At 33.6% G+C, this 11,440-nt stretch carries 13 protein-coding genes; 8 read left to right on the top strand and 5 right to left on the bottom strand.

What is annotated here, in order from left to right; genetic code table 11:
- The first annotated feature begins 173 nt into the window (after positions 1-173).
- Positions 174-2,291 carry a TonB-dependent receptor gene (locus CDH50_RS02095; RefSeq protein WP_232731937.1) on the top strand — a complete coding sequence of 706 codons (2,118 nt, stop codon included), beginning with the start codon at positions 174-176 and terminating at the stop codon, positions 2,289-2,291.
- Positions 2,292-2,337: 46 nt separating this feature from the next.
- On the opposite strand, the gene CDH50_RS02090 is transcribed toward CDH50_RS02095, so the two are convergent.
- Positions 2,338-2,766 (bottom strand): Rieske (2Fe-2S) protein, encoded by a 429-nt coding sequence (locus CDH50_RS02090; RefSeq protein WP_100610226.1) that lies wholly within the window; start codon positions 2,764-2,766, stop codon positions 2,338-2,340.
- A gap of 164 nt (positions 2,767-2,930) precedes the next feature.
- Here CDH50_RS02090 and greA point away from each other — a divergent pair, with 164 nt between their 5' ends.
- Positions 2,931-3,404 carry a transcription elongation factor GreA gene (gene greA, locus CDH50_RS02085; RefSeq protein WP_100610225.1) on the top strand — a complete coding sequence of 158 codons (474 nt, stop codon included), beginning with the start codon at positions 2,931-2,933 and terminating at the stop codon, positions 3,402-3,404.
- A gap of 95 nt (positions 3,405-3,499) precedes the next feature.
- Complete coding sequence (locus CDH50_RS02080; RefSeq protein WP_100610224.1) at positions 3,500-3,907, top strand: HIT family protein; 408 nt, start codon at positions 3,500-3,502, stop codon at positions 3,905-3,907.
- On the opposite strand, the gene CDH50_RS02075 is transcribed toward CDH50_RS02080, so the two are convergent.
- Both CDH50_RS02075 and CDH50_RS02070 read right to left on the bottom strand, forming a co-directional pair.
- On the bottom strand, positions 3,890-4,234 hold the full coding sequence (locus tag CDH50_RS02075) for a hypothetical protein (protein ID WP_100610223.1): 345 nt from the start codon (positions 4,232-4,234) through the stop codon (positions 3,890-3,892). The two genes, CDH50_RS02080 and CDH50_RS02075, sit on opposite strands and share 18 nt — an antisense overlap.
- A complete protein-coding gene (locus CDH50_RS02070; RefSeq protein ID WP_100610222.1) occupies positions 4,227-5,387 on the bottom strand; it encodes a sensor histidine kinase in 1,161 nt (386 codons plus the stop codon). The genes CDH50_RS02075 and CDH50_RS02070 overlap by 8 nt, the downstream gene beginning before the upstream one ends.
- 146 nt (positions 5,388-5,533) lie before the next feature.
- Between CDH50_RS02070 and CDH50_RS02065 the strand changes: the two genes are divergently transcribed.
- From CDH50_RS02065 to CDH50_RS02050, 4 genes are all read left to right on the top strand, one after another.
- On the top strand, positions 5,534-5,911 hold the full coding sequence (locus CDH50_RS02065) for a DUF3127 domain-containing protein (RefSeq protein WP_100610221.1): 378 nt from the start codon (positions 5,534-5,536) through the stop codon (positions 5,909-5,911).
- Positions 5,912-6,018: 107 nt separating this feature from the next.
- Positions 6,019-6,654, top strand: a complete 636-nt coding sequence (gene aat, locus CDH50_RS02060; RefSeq protein ID WP_100610220.1) for a leucyl/phenylalanyl-tRNA--protein transferase — start codon at positions 6,019-6,021, stop codon at positions 6,652-6,654.
- 74 nt (positions 6,655-6,728) lie between these two features.
- On the top strand, positions 6,729-8,534 hold the full coding sequence (locus tag CDH50_RS02055) for a glycoside hydrolase family 2 protein (protein WP_100610219.1): 1,806 nt from the start codon (positions 6,729-6,731) through the stop codon (positions 8,532-8,534).
- Positions 8,535-8,712: 178 nt separating this feature from the next.
- Positions 8,713-9,348: an STING domain-containing protein gene (locus CDH50_RS02050; RefSeq protein ID WP_100610218.1), complete on the top strand. Its 636-nt coding sequence runs from the start codon at positions 8,713-8,715 to the stop codon at positions 9,346-9,348.
- A gap of 60 nt (positions 9,349-9,408) precedes the next feature.
- On the opposite strand, the gene CDH50_RS02045 is transcribed toward CDH50_RS02050, so the two are convergent.
- Positions 9,409-9,975 (bottom strand): DNA-3-methyladenine glycosylase I, encoded by a 567-nt coding sequence (locus CDH50_RS02045; protein ID WP_100610217.1) that lies wholly within the window; start codon positions 9,973-9,975, stop codon positions 9,409-9,411.
- Between the two features lie 94 nt (positions 9,976-10,069).
- Between CDH50_RS02045 and CDH50_RS02040 the strand changes: the two genes are divergently transcribed.
- Positions 10,070-10,687 carry a thioredoxin family protein gene (locus CDH50_RS02040; RefSeq protein ID WP_100610216.1) on the top strand — a complete coding sequence of 206 codons (618 nt, stop codon included), beginning with the start codon at positions 10,070-10,072 and terminating at the stop codon, positions 10,685-10,687.
- Here the strand turns inward: CDH50_RS02040 and CDH50_RS02035 are convergent.
- Entirely contained in the window at positions 10,671-11,399 is a 729-nt protein-coding gene (locus CDH50_RS02035) for a hypothetical protein (RefSeq protein ID WP_100610215.1), read from the bottom strand. The two genes, CDH50_RS02040 and CDH50_RS02035, sit on opposite strands and share 17 nt — an antisense overlap.
- Between the last annotated feature and the right edge of the window lie 41 nt (positions 11,400-11,440).

The raw sequence follows: 11,440 nt of genomic DNA, 5'->3' as shown, positions 1-11,440 counted from the left end.
GTTATAATCACTTTTTAAGGAGATTCAGTTTCGCCTTTCTAAATAAAATGAACGAAACTAAAAATTTATTCAAAATTTTGTCATTCCTGCAAAGGCAGGAATCTCTCCAAGGGAAACTATACGTTTTCTTTTTTTTCTTAATTATTTTTAGTGCCAATGCACAAACCAATCAAATGCAACAAGATTCAACAAAAATTGAATCACTCGATGAAGTTTTAGTAAATGCTGTCCGAGTCAATGCCACATCACCCATTACACACTCAAACATTACCAAAAAGCAGTTAGAAAAGCGTAATTTAGGTCAGGATTTGCCCATTTTATTGAATTATTTACCATCGGTAGTTACAACTTCCGATGCTGGTGCCGGTGTTGGTTATACGGGCATTCGGGTTCGAGGTGTGAGTTCACAGTCTACAAACGTTACCATAAATGGCATTCCATATAACGATAGTGAGTCTTTAGGAACGTTTTGGGTAAATTTGGGAGATTTCACATCATCGGTTGAAAGTCTTCAATTGCAACGTGGTGTCGGCACCAGCACCAATGGATCAGGGGCTTTTGGAGCCAGTATTAATGTGCTTACCCAAGCTTTTTCTGATGAGGCTAATGCTGAAATTTCCAATAGTTTTGGAAGTTTCAATACCAGAAGGCACAACGTGAAATTCAGTACAGGGCTAATTAATAATTACTTTGAATTGTCTGGACGATTGTCGCAAATTAATTCAGATGGTTATGTGGATAGAGCTGCTTCTGATTTAAAATCGTATTTCCTTCAAGGCACCTATAAAGATGATAATACTTTGATTAAAGCTTTGGCTTTTGGAGGTGCTGAAGTTACGTATCAAGCATGGAATGGCATTGATGCAGAAACCTTGACTACAGATAGAACATTCAACCCATCAGGTATGTACACCGATGAGAATGGTGTTACCAGATTTCATGATAATGAGGTAGATGATTATAAACAAGATCATTATCAATTGCATTGGAATGAACGCCACAATAACAATTGGTCCACTAATCTGGGGTTGAATTATACCTACGGGCGTGGTTTTTTTGAGCAATATAAGGAAGATGAGGATTTTGCCGATTATAGTTTGACTGAGATAACGATTGGAGGCGAAACCATTAATACAACCGATTTAATTCGTCGTCGTTGGTTAGATAACGACTTTTATGTGGTTACCGCCAGTGCCAATTATAAAAACAATAATCTGGATATGTCTTTTGGAACATCATACAGCAATTATATTGGGAAGCATTTTGGTGAAATTATTTGGGCTAGATACGCCAGTGATTCTGAAATTGGCGACCAATATTACAATGGTGAAGGCAAGAAAAAAGACTTTAGCATATTTACAAAAGCGACTTATAAAATAGATGATAAATTAAGTTTGTATGGCGACTTGCAGATGCGTTTCGTTGATTATAAAACAACAGGGTTAAGCTCGGATGTCGTACCTTTTAATATTGATGAAAACTATGGTTTTTTCAATCCGAAAGCTGGTGTTACCTATGAAGTTGACGATAAAAATAATATGTATGTTTCATACGCTAGAGCCAATAGAGAGCCAAGTAGAAGCGATTTTGAAAGCAATCCAGACATCAAACCAGAACAGTTAAACGACTTTGAATTGGGCTGGAGGCACACCAATGATAAGTTTAGAATCAACGCCAACGCCTATTACATGCTGTACAATGAGCAATTGGTATTATCGGGAGCACTTGATAATACTGGGGCACCAATAAGAACGAATAGTGGCGAAAGTTATCGATTGGGGTTGGAAGTTGATGCTGCGATTCAAATTTCAAGGAAGTTTGCTATTCAACCAAATTTCACAATAAGTTCAAATAAAAATAAGGAAACTATCATTTCACAAGATGGCACACTTGTCGATTTAGGAAAAACGAATATTTCGTTTTCACCAGATTTTGTGGCGGCAAATGTGCTGGTTTTCCAACCAACACCCAACTTTCAAATGTCATTTTTAAGTAAGTATGTTGGCGAACAATTTATGGGAAATACCGATTCTGAAGCTTCAAAATTAGAGCGTTATTTTGTGAATGATTTTAATATTACTTATGAAATAAATCCAAAGACAATCTTTAAATCCATTGTATTCTCTGGATTAGTTAATAATATTTTTGGAGAAAAATATGTATCCAATGGCTATTATTTTACTTATGATGATGATTTTTCAAATCCAGGAACGATCACAACTATTGAAGGTGCGGGTTATTATCCGCAAGCAACAACAAATTTTTTAGTTGGAATGACTTTAAAATTTTAATAAGAGCCTCTTAATTCCCCTCCAAAGGAGGGGTTAGGGGAGGCAACTAGTTATAAATCAAAAGAACATTGCCGCTCTGTTCAACCCTGTAATTTTTTAACGGACATTGTAAATCGCCATTACCTATAGCTTGTCCTGTTACTAAACTATAGGTGTTTTCATCGCCGCACCCACAAGTGGCATTTAACCCAGAAACAGTAAGCGTAGAACAAGAACTAGGTGTATGGTTGGGGTCGCTAGCATCCCAAGCAAGATAACCAGAACCTGTATTTGTAACGATGATGCCTGCATTCCCAGCGTTAGCAACATATACTGAATTGCTTATAAATTGTAATTGGCTATATTGCGGTAAACTCATATTTATACTTACGTTAACTCCAACATTCAAAAGGAATCTACAGTTTCTGTCATCAACAGAGTTATCGCTGCAAGACGTAATAAAAATAAATAAAAATAAATAGAAAAAAGATTTCATGAATAGCTAATTTTTAAGACGCAATTTACAACAAAAAGCAAATTGAGATATTATTTTGTATATTTGTGTATGATCTCGTGTAAACGGGATTTTTTTATTCCGAACTCTTACACGAATTAATGTAAGCATGTTTCGGAATCTTTTATTAAATAAACGATGAAGTTATGAGTAAAGTATCTTACTATACACCTGAAGGATTAAAAAAATTAAGAGACGAATTACAACAATTGAAAGATGTTGAACGTGTAAAAGCATCAAAAGCCATTGCTGAGGCTAGAGACAAAGGCGATTTAAGTGAAAATGCAGAATATGATGCCGCCAAAGAAGCACAAGGTATGTTGGAAATGCGTATTTCTAAATTGGAAGAAGCTTTGGCTGGTGCTCGTGTTATAGATGAGTCGCAAATGGACACCTCTAAAATATTGGTATTATCGAAAGTGAAAATAAAAAATCAAACCAATGGTATGGAAATGACTTATACGTTGGTTGCAGATGGTGAAGCAAATTTAGCAGCGGGAAAAATTTCCGTGAATTCTCCTATCGGTAAAGGTTTGTTGGGTAAATCTGTTGGTGATGTTGCCGAAATTCAAGTGCCAAATGGTGTTATGAAATTCGATATTATAGAAATTTCACGATAAAAAATTAAAAAGTTAATGACTTTAAAAAGATTCCTGGTTATCTTAATCAGGAATCTTTTTTATATTTACAAAACACTCTCAAAACCCTCAGCGTTATGGCTTCAATTTTCACTAAAATAGTTAACGGCGAAATTCCATGTTATAAAATAGCCGAAACTGATGATTTTTTAGCTTTTTTGGATGTCAATCCCAATAGTAAGGGGCACACGCTTTGTATTCCAAAAATGGAAGTTGACAAGATTTTCGATTTAGATGAAAACACTTATAATGGATTGATGGCTTTTTCACGAAAAGTAGCCATTGTCGTAAAAAAAGTGATCCCATGTAAACGTATTGGAATGACAGTAATTGGTTTAGAAGTGCCACATGCGCACGTGCATTTAATTCCTTTGCATACTATGGAAGATGCGCGTTTCATTCAAAAAACAGTAATGACACCAGAAGAACTTCAAGAAACGGCTAATGTCATTAAAACTCAATTTGATTTAGACAACAGCAACTAGTAAAAAAATTACTAGAGCGATTAATAAAATAGAAGCAATAATAATCCAAGATGTTTTCTTGATATATGTAGAAGTTGTCATGGGTGTAAAGGCTTTTTGGTGATATTCAACAATGCGTTCAATTTCATCCGTCCATCGTTCAGGATAAATAATATTATTACATTTATTGCAATGAATGCCTTCTTTAATTTCTACTGTTATGGATTTGTAAAATTGGTTTTCAATAATTTTTTGCTTAAAAGTCAGCATTAATCCTCCTTTGCCATAACATTCAGGACAGTTGTTGTTTAAGGTAACTTCTTTAACTGTTATAAGGTTTTCAAGCATAATAGGCTCTTTTTAATGCAATTTGTATGGTGGTTCCTTTACCTATTTCAGATTGTAAGACTTTAATTTTCCCAAAATGGAAATCCTCAATAATACGTTTTGTAAGTGATAAGCCCAATCCCCATCCTCTTTTTTTGGTTGTAAAGCCCGGGTCAAAAATCTTTTTAAATAGCTTTTTGGGAATGCCTTTTCCAGTATCGCTAACGCTTACTTTTACATCATCTTCAAGTTGCGATATTTCAATAGTAAGTTTGCCACGGCCTTTCATGGCGTCAATAGCATTTTTAACCAAGTTTTCTATCACCCAACTGTATAATTGCTTGTTTAAATTTACAGGAATATCACCTTCTGGAGTTATGATTTCAAACTCGACAAGTTTTGAGGATCGGGATTTTAAATAATCATACGAATCAATGGTTTCTTTAATGATATCCAACATTTCTAAAGTGGGCACAGAGCCAATTTTACTAAAGCGTTCGGTAATAGTTTGCAGTCTATCAATATCTTTTTCAATTTCCAGTATATAATCTGGATTTAAGTTTTCACTTTTTAAAATTTCTGTCCAACCAATTAAAGACGACAATGGCGTGCCAATTTGGTGCGCCGTTTCTTTTGCCATACCCGACCATAATTTATTTTGTATGGCATTTTTGTTGCTTTTATAAAAGAAGAAAATCACTGCTGAAAACAGAAAAATAATGAGCAATAATGCTAATGGGTAGTATTTTAATTTGTTTAGTAATTCTGAATTTCCATAATATAAAGTAGCAAAAACATCATTTTTATATAATATTTCTATAGGTTTATTTTCCTCTTTAAATTTTAGAATAAGATTATTTAGGTATGTAGAATCTTTAGCTTTAGTGTCGTCAATATTTTTATAATCTATATTCCCATTTTTATGAACAATAATCATAGGTGTTGTCACATTGCTTTCAAGAATGTATAATGGTAAGTCTCCAATATTACTCTCTAAATCTGTACTTTTTAGCAAATCAGTCTGTGCAAAAGACCATTGTTTCATTTTATTGCGTTCCTCTACTTTAAAATATTGGAAAAACTCAAAAGTTTTCCACAAAATGAGGGAAACAATGGCAAACGAAGCGACAATCATTATCCAGCGAACGGTGTTCCTATAATCAGTAAAAATCACTAGTAATTAGTTTTAAATATGAAATATAATGCAATTCTGTTAATATTATTGTTCAACTTGTTAGTAAATCGGTTTTTAGTTGAAACATAGATTGGCTATATTTGTTATAACGAATATAATTGTAAATAAGATATAAACAAGAATCAATGGAAGTTCAAGGAAGAATAAAAATGATTGGCGAGACTCAAACAGTAGGGAGTGGCGGATTTAGAAAAAGAGAATTAGTGGTAACTACAGATGAACAATATCCACAGCATATTTTAGTTGAGTTTGTACAGGATAAAACAGATTTGTTGAATAATTATAAAGTTGGGCAACAAGTAAAAGTTAGCATCAACTTACGTGGAAGGGAATGGGTAAATCCACAAGGTGAAACCAAATATTTTAATGCCATTCAAGGCTGGAGAGTGGAGGCGTTACAAGCCGCAAGTTCTGATGGCAATTTACCACCAGTACCACCAATGGATGCTTTTGAGCCTGCTGGCGATTTAAACGAAGACGATCACGACGATTTACCTTTTTAATAATAAGAATGAAAATGTCACCCTGAGCGCAGTCGAAGGGTCTTATTAAATAAAACCTCGATGTTTAAATACTATCGAGGTTTCTTATTTTTATAGAAATATTATAAATGCATTTCCTAACCAAAGACATAAAATTTCCAGATGTAAACGAAGCCACGAAAGATGGTTTACTTGCTATTGGAGGTGATTTATCCGTAGAACGTTTGCTGCATGCTTATAAACACGGTATTTTCCCTTGGTTTAGTGAAGGAGAACCTATTTTATGGTGGTCACCAAATCCTCGTTTTGTCTTGTTTCCAGAAAACTTGAAAATTTCGAAAAGTATGAAACAATTATTACGGAATAACGATTTTACCGTAACGGTTAATCAAGCTTTTAAGAAAGTGATTACTGAATGCTCTCAAGTAAAGCGTAACGGACAAGGAGGCACATGGATAACTGGTGGTATGATTGAAGCTTACTCAAAATTACATGAATTAGGTTATGCAACATCTGTTGAGGTTTGGAAAAACAATGAATTGGTTGGTGGCTTGTATGGCGTCGATTTAAACAATGGTGTATTTTGTGGCGAAAGTATGTTTTCCAAAGAAAGTAATGCCAGTAAAGTGGCATTTATTACGTTCATACAAAGCACAAATTATAAATTAATTGATTGCCAAGTTTACACGAATCATTTAGAAAGTTTAGGTGCCGAAGAAATTCCTAGAGATGTTTTTTTAGAGTTTTTAAATAATTCACTTTAAACGGAAACAATTAGTATCTTTAACCTTCGCAGTTTTTAAATGCGACACAATCAATCTTAAAAAGTAATAAAAAAATGAAACAATTCGGATTTTTTTTAATCGTTATAGCACTATCTTTTAATACAACACTTAATGCACAAGAAGTGGTGTTTTCTAATTTATTACAAAATATTGATTCTAGAGAAAAAGTGTCCTTGAATGGGATGTGGGATATTATTATCGATCCACTTGAAAATGGTTATTACAGTCACCGTATGCAACCAAAAAATGATGGTTATTTTCGAAATGCTAAAATGAAATCCCCTTCCGATTTAATTGAATATAATTTTGACACCAGTGATCAATTAATGGTTCCGGGCGATTGGAATATGCAAATGGAAAAGTTGTATTATTACGAAGGTACTGTTTGGTATAAAAAAGATTTTAAGCATACTGTTAAGCAGAATGAGTTGGTGTATTTATATTTTGAAGCGGTTAATTATGAAGCGATTGTTTATCTTAATGGTGAACGTATTGGTTCACATATTGGAGGTTACACACCCTTTCAATTTGATGTGACTAGCAAATTAAAGGAAGGCGATAATTTTGTGGTTGTTAAAGTAGACAACAAACGGAAAGCAGAAAATGTGCCTACCGTAAACCAAGATTGGTGGAATTATGGTGGTATCACCAGATCGGTGTATTTAATTTCTACGCCATCATCACATATTTCAGATTATTCAATTCAATTATCAAAAGGTTCAGTTAATACCATTTCAGGATGGGTAACGGTTAATAATGCTACAGAAGGCGAGACAGTAACCATCAGCATTCCTGAGCTTAAAAAAAATATAAATGCTATGGTTCAAAATGGAAAAGCCACATTTTCCATAAATGCAAAACCCATACTTTGGGAGCCCAAAAATCCCAAGCTATACCAAGTAATTATAAAAACCAATTCAGATTCATTAACCGATAATATCGGATTTAGAACTATTGAAACAAACGGTTCTAAAATTGTATTAAATGGTAAAGACATCTTTTTAAAAGGTATTTGCATTCATGAAGAAGCACCGTTTAAATCGGGGCGAGTAACTTCTGTGGAAGAATGCAAAATACTATTAAATTGGGCAAAAGATTTAGGCTGTAATTTTGTTCGTTTAGCGCATTATCCTCATAGTGAAGCGATGATTAAGGAAGCAGAAAAAATGGGATTTTTGATTTGGTCTGAAATACCAGTGTATTGGACTGTTCAATTCGAAAATCCTGATACCTATGCCAATGCAGAAAATCAACTAACAGAAATGATTTCACGTGATAAAAACAGAGCAGGCGTTGTCTTATGGTCTGTTGCGAATGAAACTCCAGAAGGAATGGCTCGACTATCATTTTTAACCAATCTTACGGAACATGCCAGAAAATTGGATAACACTCGTTTAATTACGGCAGCTTTAGATACACAATCTCAAGACAATGAAGGAAGACTTATTGAAGATCCTCTTGGCAAAGCGGTTGATGTGATAGGTATTAATAACTACTGCGGATGGTATTACGGGTCACCAGAATCTTGTGCAGAGATTAAATGGAAAAGTGCCTATAATAAACCCATGATTATGAGTGAAATTGGTGGCGGTGCTTTGTTTGGTTTGCATGGTGAAAAAAATGAACGTTGGACAGAAGAATACCAATCCGAGGTTTATAAAAATAATATCGAAATGATGAGAAACATTGATTTCTTAGCGGGATTATCTCCGTGGATTTTAATGGATTTTCGTTCTTCCAGACGTCCTTTGAAAAGAATACAAGAGGATTTTAATAGAAAAGGCTTGATATCAGAGAAAGGGATGAAAAAGCAATCTTTTTTTATTCTTCGTGATTATTATCTTCAAGAAAATAATTAGTTTTCTTTTGAATTATAAGTATTATAGAGAAGATTAGCCTATTTTACATTAAATCCAGAGCTATTGAAAAAGGTTGGTTGTGTGAAAAAAATTGCTAAATTCGATTTATGGTTCTTATTAAAAACGAGTATCAGCATTAAAAGGTTTTGGGTTAAACCTTGGCAATAATTTATTAAAAATGAGCAATATTTTATCCATAATAAAGGACATTATTATCTCGGCAATCATTGCAATTTTGACTTCTGGATTTTTTGGAGTTTCTAATATGATTTATCAATCAATAATTACGATACTCATTCTAGTGATAATTTTTTTAATATTAAGAGGCATCGATAAAAAGGCAAAGCGTCTTGAAATTTTATCTATTTTATACGTTGAGCAGTTTATAGCCCCTTTAATGGATTCAATACACAGTAATCAAAACTTAAATTTAGGAGGTGTGAGTTTTGATAAATTAAAAATTTTGGTAGTACTTCCGCAAAGTTTGGCAGAATTAAACGAAACTAGGGATAACCTTGCTAAGTTAGAGCGTTTTGAAATAGAATTGTCTAACTCAGGGAATCGTAAAATTTTTGCTCAGGGCAAACAGATTGGTAAAAATCAACTCATTCTTTTTGATACACCTGTATCTTGGATAGCAAGTTTAAGTTATTTAACCAAGGCTGAAGGATTTAGCGAAAAGAAAGTATCGCAGTTGCTTCATATAATGACTGAGGATATTAAATCGTATGTTAATAAGGCATATAAGCAATCACAATATAAGAGCCATTTAATGTTCATTCCATTTTCAGATTTTCAGAGTTATTATACTTAACCGTAACGGACAACGTGTAAACTCTAAACTGAGGTATTTTATTTGTCAATATTATTTCGACTAAACTTCCTTATACCTAAAACACTCGACTTCATGGTCATTAACCATACCTGTGGCTTGCATGTGGGCATAAACAACAGTGGAGCCTACAAATTTAAAACCTCGTTTTTTTAAATCTTTGCTTAAAGCATCACTAATGGTGGTAGTAGGTTGTGCTTCTTTAAAATGGCTTAGTTTATTGGTAATAGGTTTGCCATCAACAAATCCCCAAATATAATTACTGAAGCTTCCAAATTCATCCTGAATTTTCATAAAAGCTTGGGCATTGCTAACGGTGGCACTAATTTTTAATTTATTTCTAATAATACCGGCATCCAGTAATAAATCATCCATTTTAGCTTGGTTGTATTTGGCTATTTTCTTATAATCGAAATTATCCAAAGCCTTTCTGAAATTTTCACGTTTCCGTAATATGGTAATCCAACTTAAACCCGCTTGAAATGTTTCTAAAATTAAAAACTCAAAAAGTTTATCATCATCATAAACAGGCACGCCCCATTCTTCATCATGGTAGGTTTCATAAAGTGCATCACCAAGGCACCAACCACATCTGTGTTTTTCAATCATAATATTTTAGTGAATGTTAAATAAAAGCATGATAAAAGTCATCTTTAAAGTAATAGCAAGATACTAATTTTGTTTTTATAAAATGAAGAGCATAATGGATTCAATTATTAAAAATGGTTTGCAAAACAGTATGTCTTACCAAGACTATAGGGATTTGGTTAAGCAATTAATTGAACAAAAATCTACGACCGGACATACAAAAACTCAAGAATTAGTAAATTATACCATGCTTAATGATAAAAGAATGAAGCGTTGGGACAAAACCATTGTAGTACCTAAAGATATTGAAAAGAAGTTAAAATCGTTTAATGAACAGGTTATTTGGTTGGTTATAGTAGAAAGTTGGTGTGGCGACGGTGCCCATATTTTACCAGTTCTTAATAAGTTGGCCGAGATGAATAAACACATTGAATTGAAAGTGGTGCTGCGAGATGAAAATCCTGAATTGATGGATGCCTTTTTAACTGATGGAACCAGATCCATTCCCAAATTGATTATGATTGACAAAAAGTCAAACAATGTAATATATACTTATGGTCCCAGACCGAGTGAAGCGGCAGCTTATGTTAACAGATTTAAGGCGAAGTATGGTCAATTAACCCCAGAATTTAAAGAAGATTTACAACATTGGTACAATACCAATAAAGGCTTAAATGTTATGGAAGATATTGTTGAAGCACTTTGCAGATTAGAGCCTAATTTTTGCCAATAAAATAAAAAGTAATCGACCCCACTTGCGTTTTTTTAGTTGGATCAGGACTAAATTGGGAGTCTCTGGCATATTCAAGAGCATGCTCAATCAAGCAATCGTTGTTTGATGTAGATGAGTTGTTTAAATAAGCATCAGTAACATATCCCTTATCATTTACAGTAATATTTATGACTATTTTACCATCAACTTCACAAAGGTAAACTGGTATCGGAATGTACACTTTTTTTCGGTCAACCAAAGAAAAGCTAATGGTGCTTTTAGTGTTTACACTTTCAGCTTGTTGTTTTTTTAATAAATCGTTTACTTTACTGAATGATGATAACTCTTCTTTTTTAATTGCCGGTTCAAGAGGTTTTTGTTCACCAATAGCGTTGGAATTATCGCCATCGCCATCATCATTATCTTCACTTGGCCTCTTATATTCGTATTCTTCTGGTGGCGCAATAGGCTTGTAGGCTTGGGCAAATTGTTTGTTTTCGGCAGTTTCATTAAAAGCACTATTGGTTTCCGCTTTGGCATTATTTATTTTTTCCAAAGCTTCCATGATTTTCACTTCTTCTTCGGTCAATTCTTTTTCTGGCTCAATTTCATAGTAACTTTCCGAGGCTAATTCTTCATGTTGTTTTAAATTAAAATTGAAGACAGAAAGTACCACAGTTCCAGACAGGAAAATGGTTATAAGTAGGGCTTTATGTTGATTTGTTAGGTTCAAATCTATTGAGATATTTAACGAATATACGTAAAATTAGATAA

Origin of the sequence: Confluentibacter lentus (assembly GCF_002806995.1) — a bacterium.
GTDB classification, from domain to species: domain Bacteria; phylum Bacteroidota; class Bacteroidia; order Flavobacteriales; family Flavobacteriaceae; genus Confluentibacter; species Confluentibacter lentus.
The sequence above is the reverse complement of the archived record's forward strand: the minus strand, read 5'-3'. Positions and strand labels throughout refer to the sequence as shown.

Coding starts and splice junctions, on each gene's coding strand:
- CDH50_RS02095 (WP_232731937.1), top strand. CDS start 174: ATGCAACAAGATTCAACAAAAATTGAATCACTCGATGAAGTTTTAGTA.
- CDH50_RS02090 (WP_100610226.1), bottom strand. CDS start 2,766: ATGAAATCTTTTTTCTATTTATTTTTATTTATTTTTATTACGTCTTGC.
- greA (WP_100610225.1), top strand. CDS start 2,931: ATGAGTAAAGTATCTTACTATACACCTGAAGGATTAAAAAAATTAAGA.
- CDH50_RS02080 (WP_100610224.1), top strand. CDS start 3,500: ATGGCTTCAATTTTCACTAAAATAGTTAACGGCGAAATTCCATGTTAT.
- CDH50_RS02075 (WP_100610223.1), bottom strand. CDS start 4,234: ATGCTTGAAAACCTTATAACAGTTAAAGAAGTTACCTTAAACAACAAC.
- CDH50_RS02065 (WP_100610221.1), top strand. CDS start 5,534: ATGGAAGTTCAAGGAAGAATAAAAATGATTGGCGAGACTCAAACAGTA.
- aat (WP_100610220.1), top strand. CDS start 6,019: ATGCATTTCCTAACCAAAGACATAAAATTTCCAGATGTAAACGAAGCC.
- CDH50_RS02055 (WP_100610219.1), top strand. CDS start 6,729: ATGAAACAATTCGGATTTTTTTTAATCGTTATAGCACTATCTTTTAAT.
- CDH50_RS02050 (WP_100610218.1), top strand. CDS start 8,713: ATGAGCAATATTTTATCCATAATAAAGGACATTATTATCTCGGCAATC.
- CDH50_RS02045 (WP_100610217.1), bottom strand. CDS start 9,975: ATGATTGAAAAACACAGATGTGGTTGGTGCCTTGGTGATGCACTTTAT.
- CDH50_RS02040 (WP_100610216.1), top strand. CDS start 10,070: ATGGATTCAATTATTAAAAATGGTTTGCAAAACAGTATGTCTTACCAA.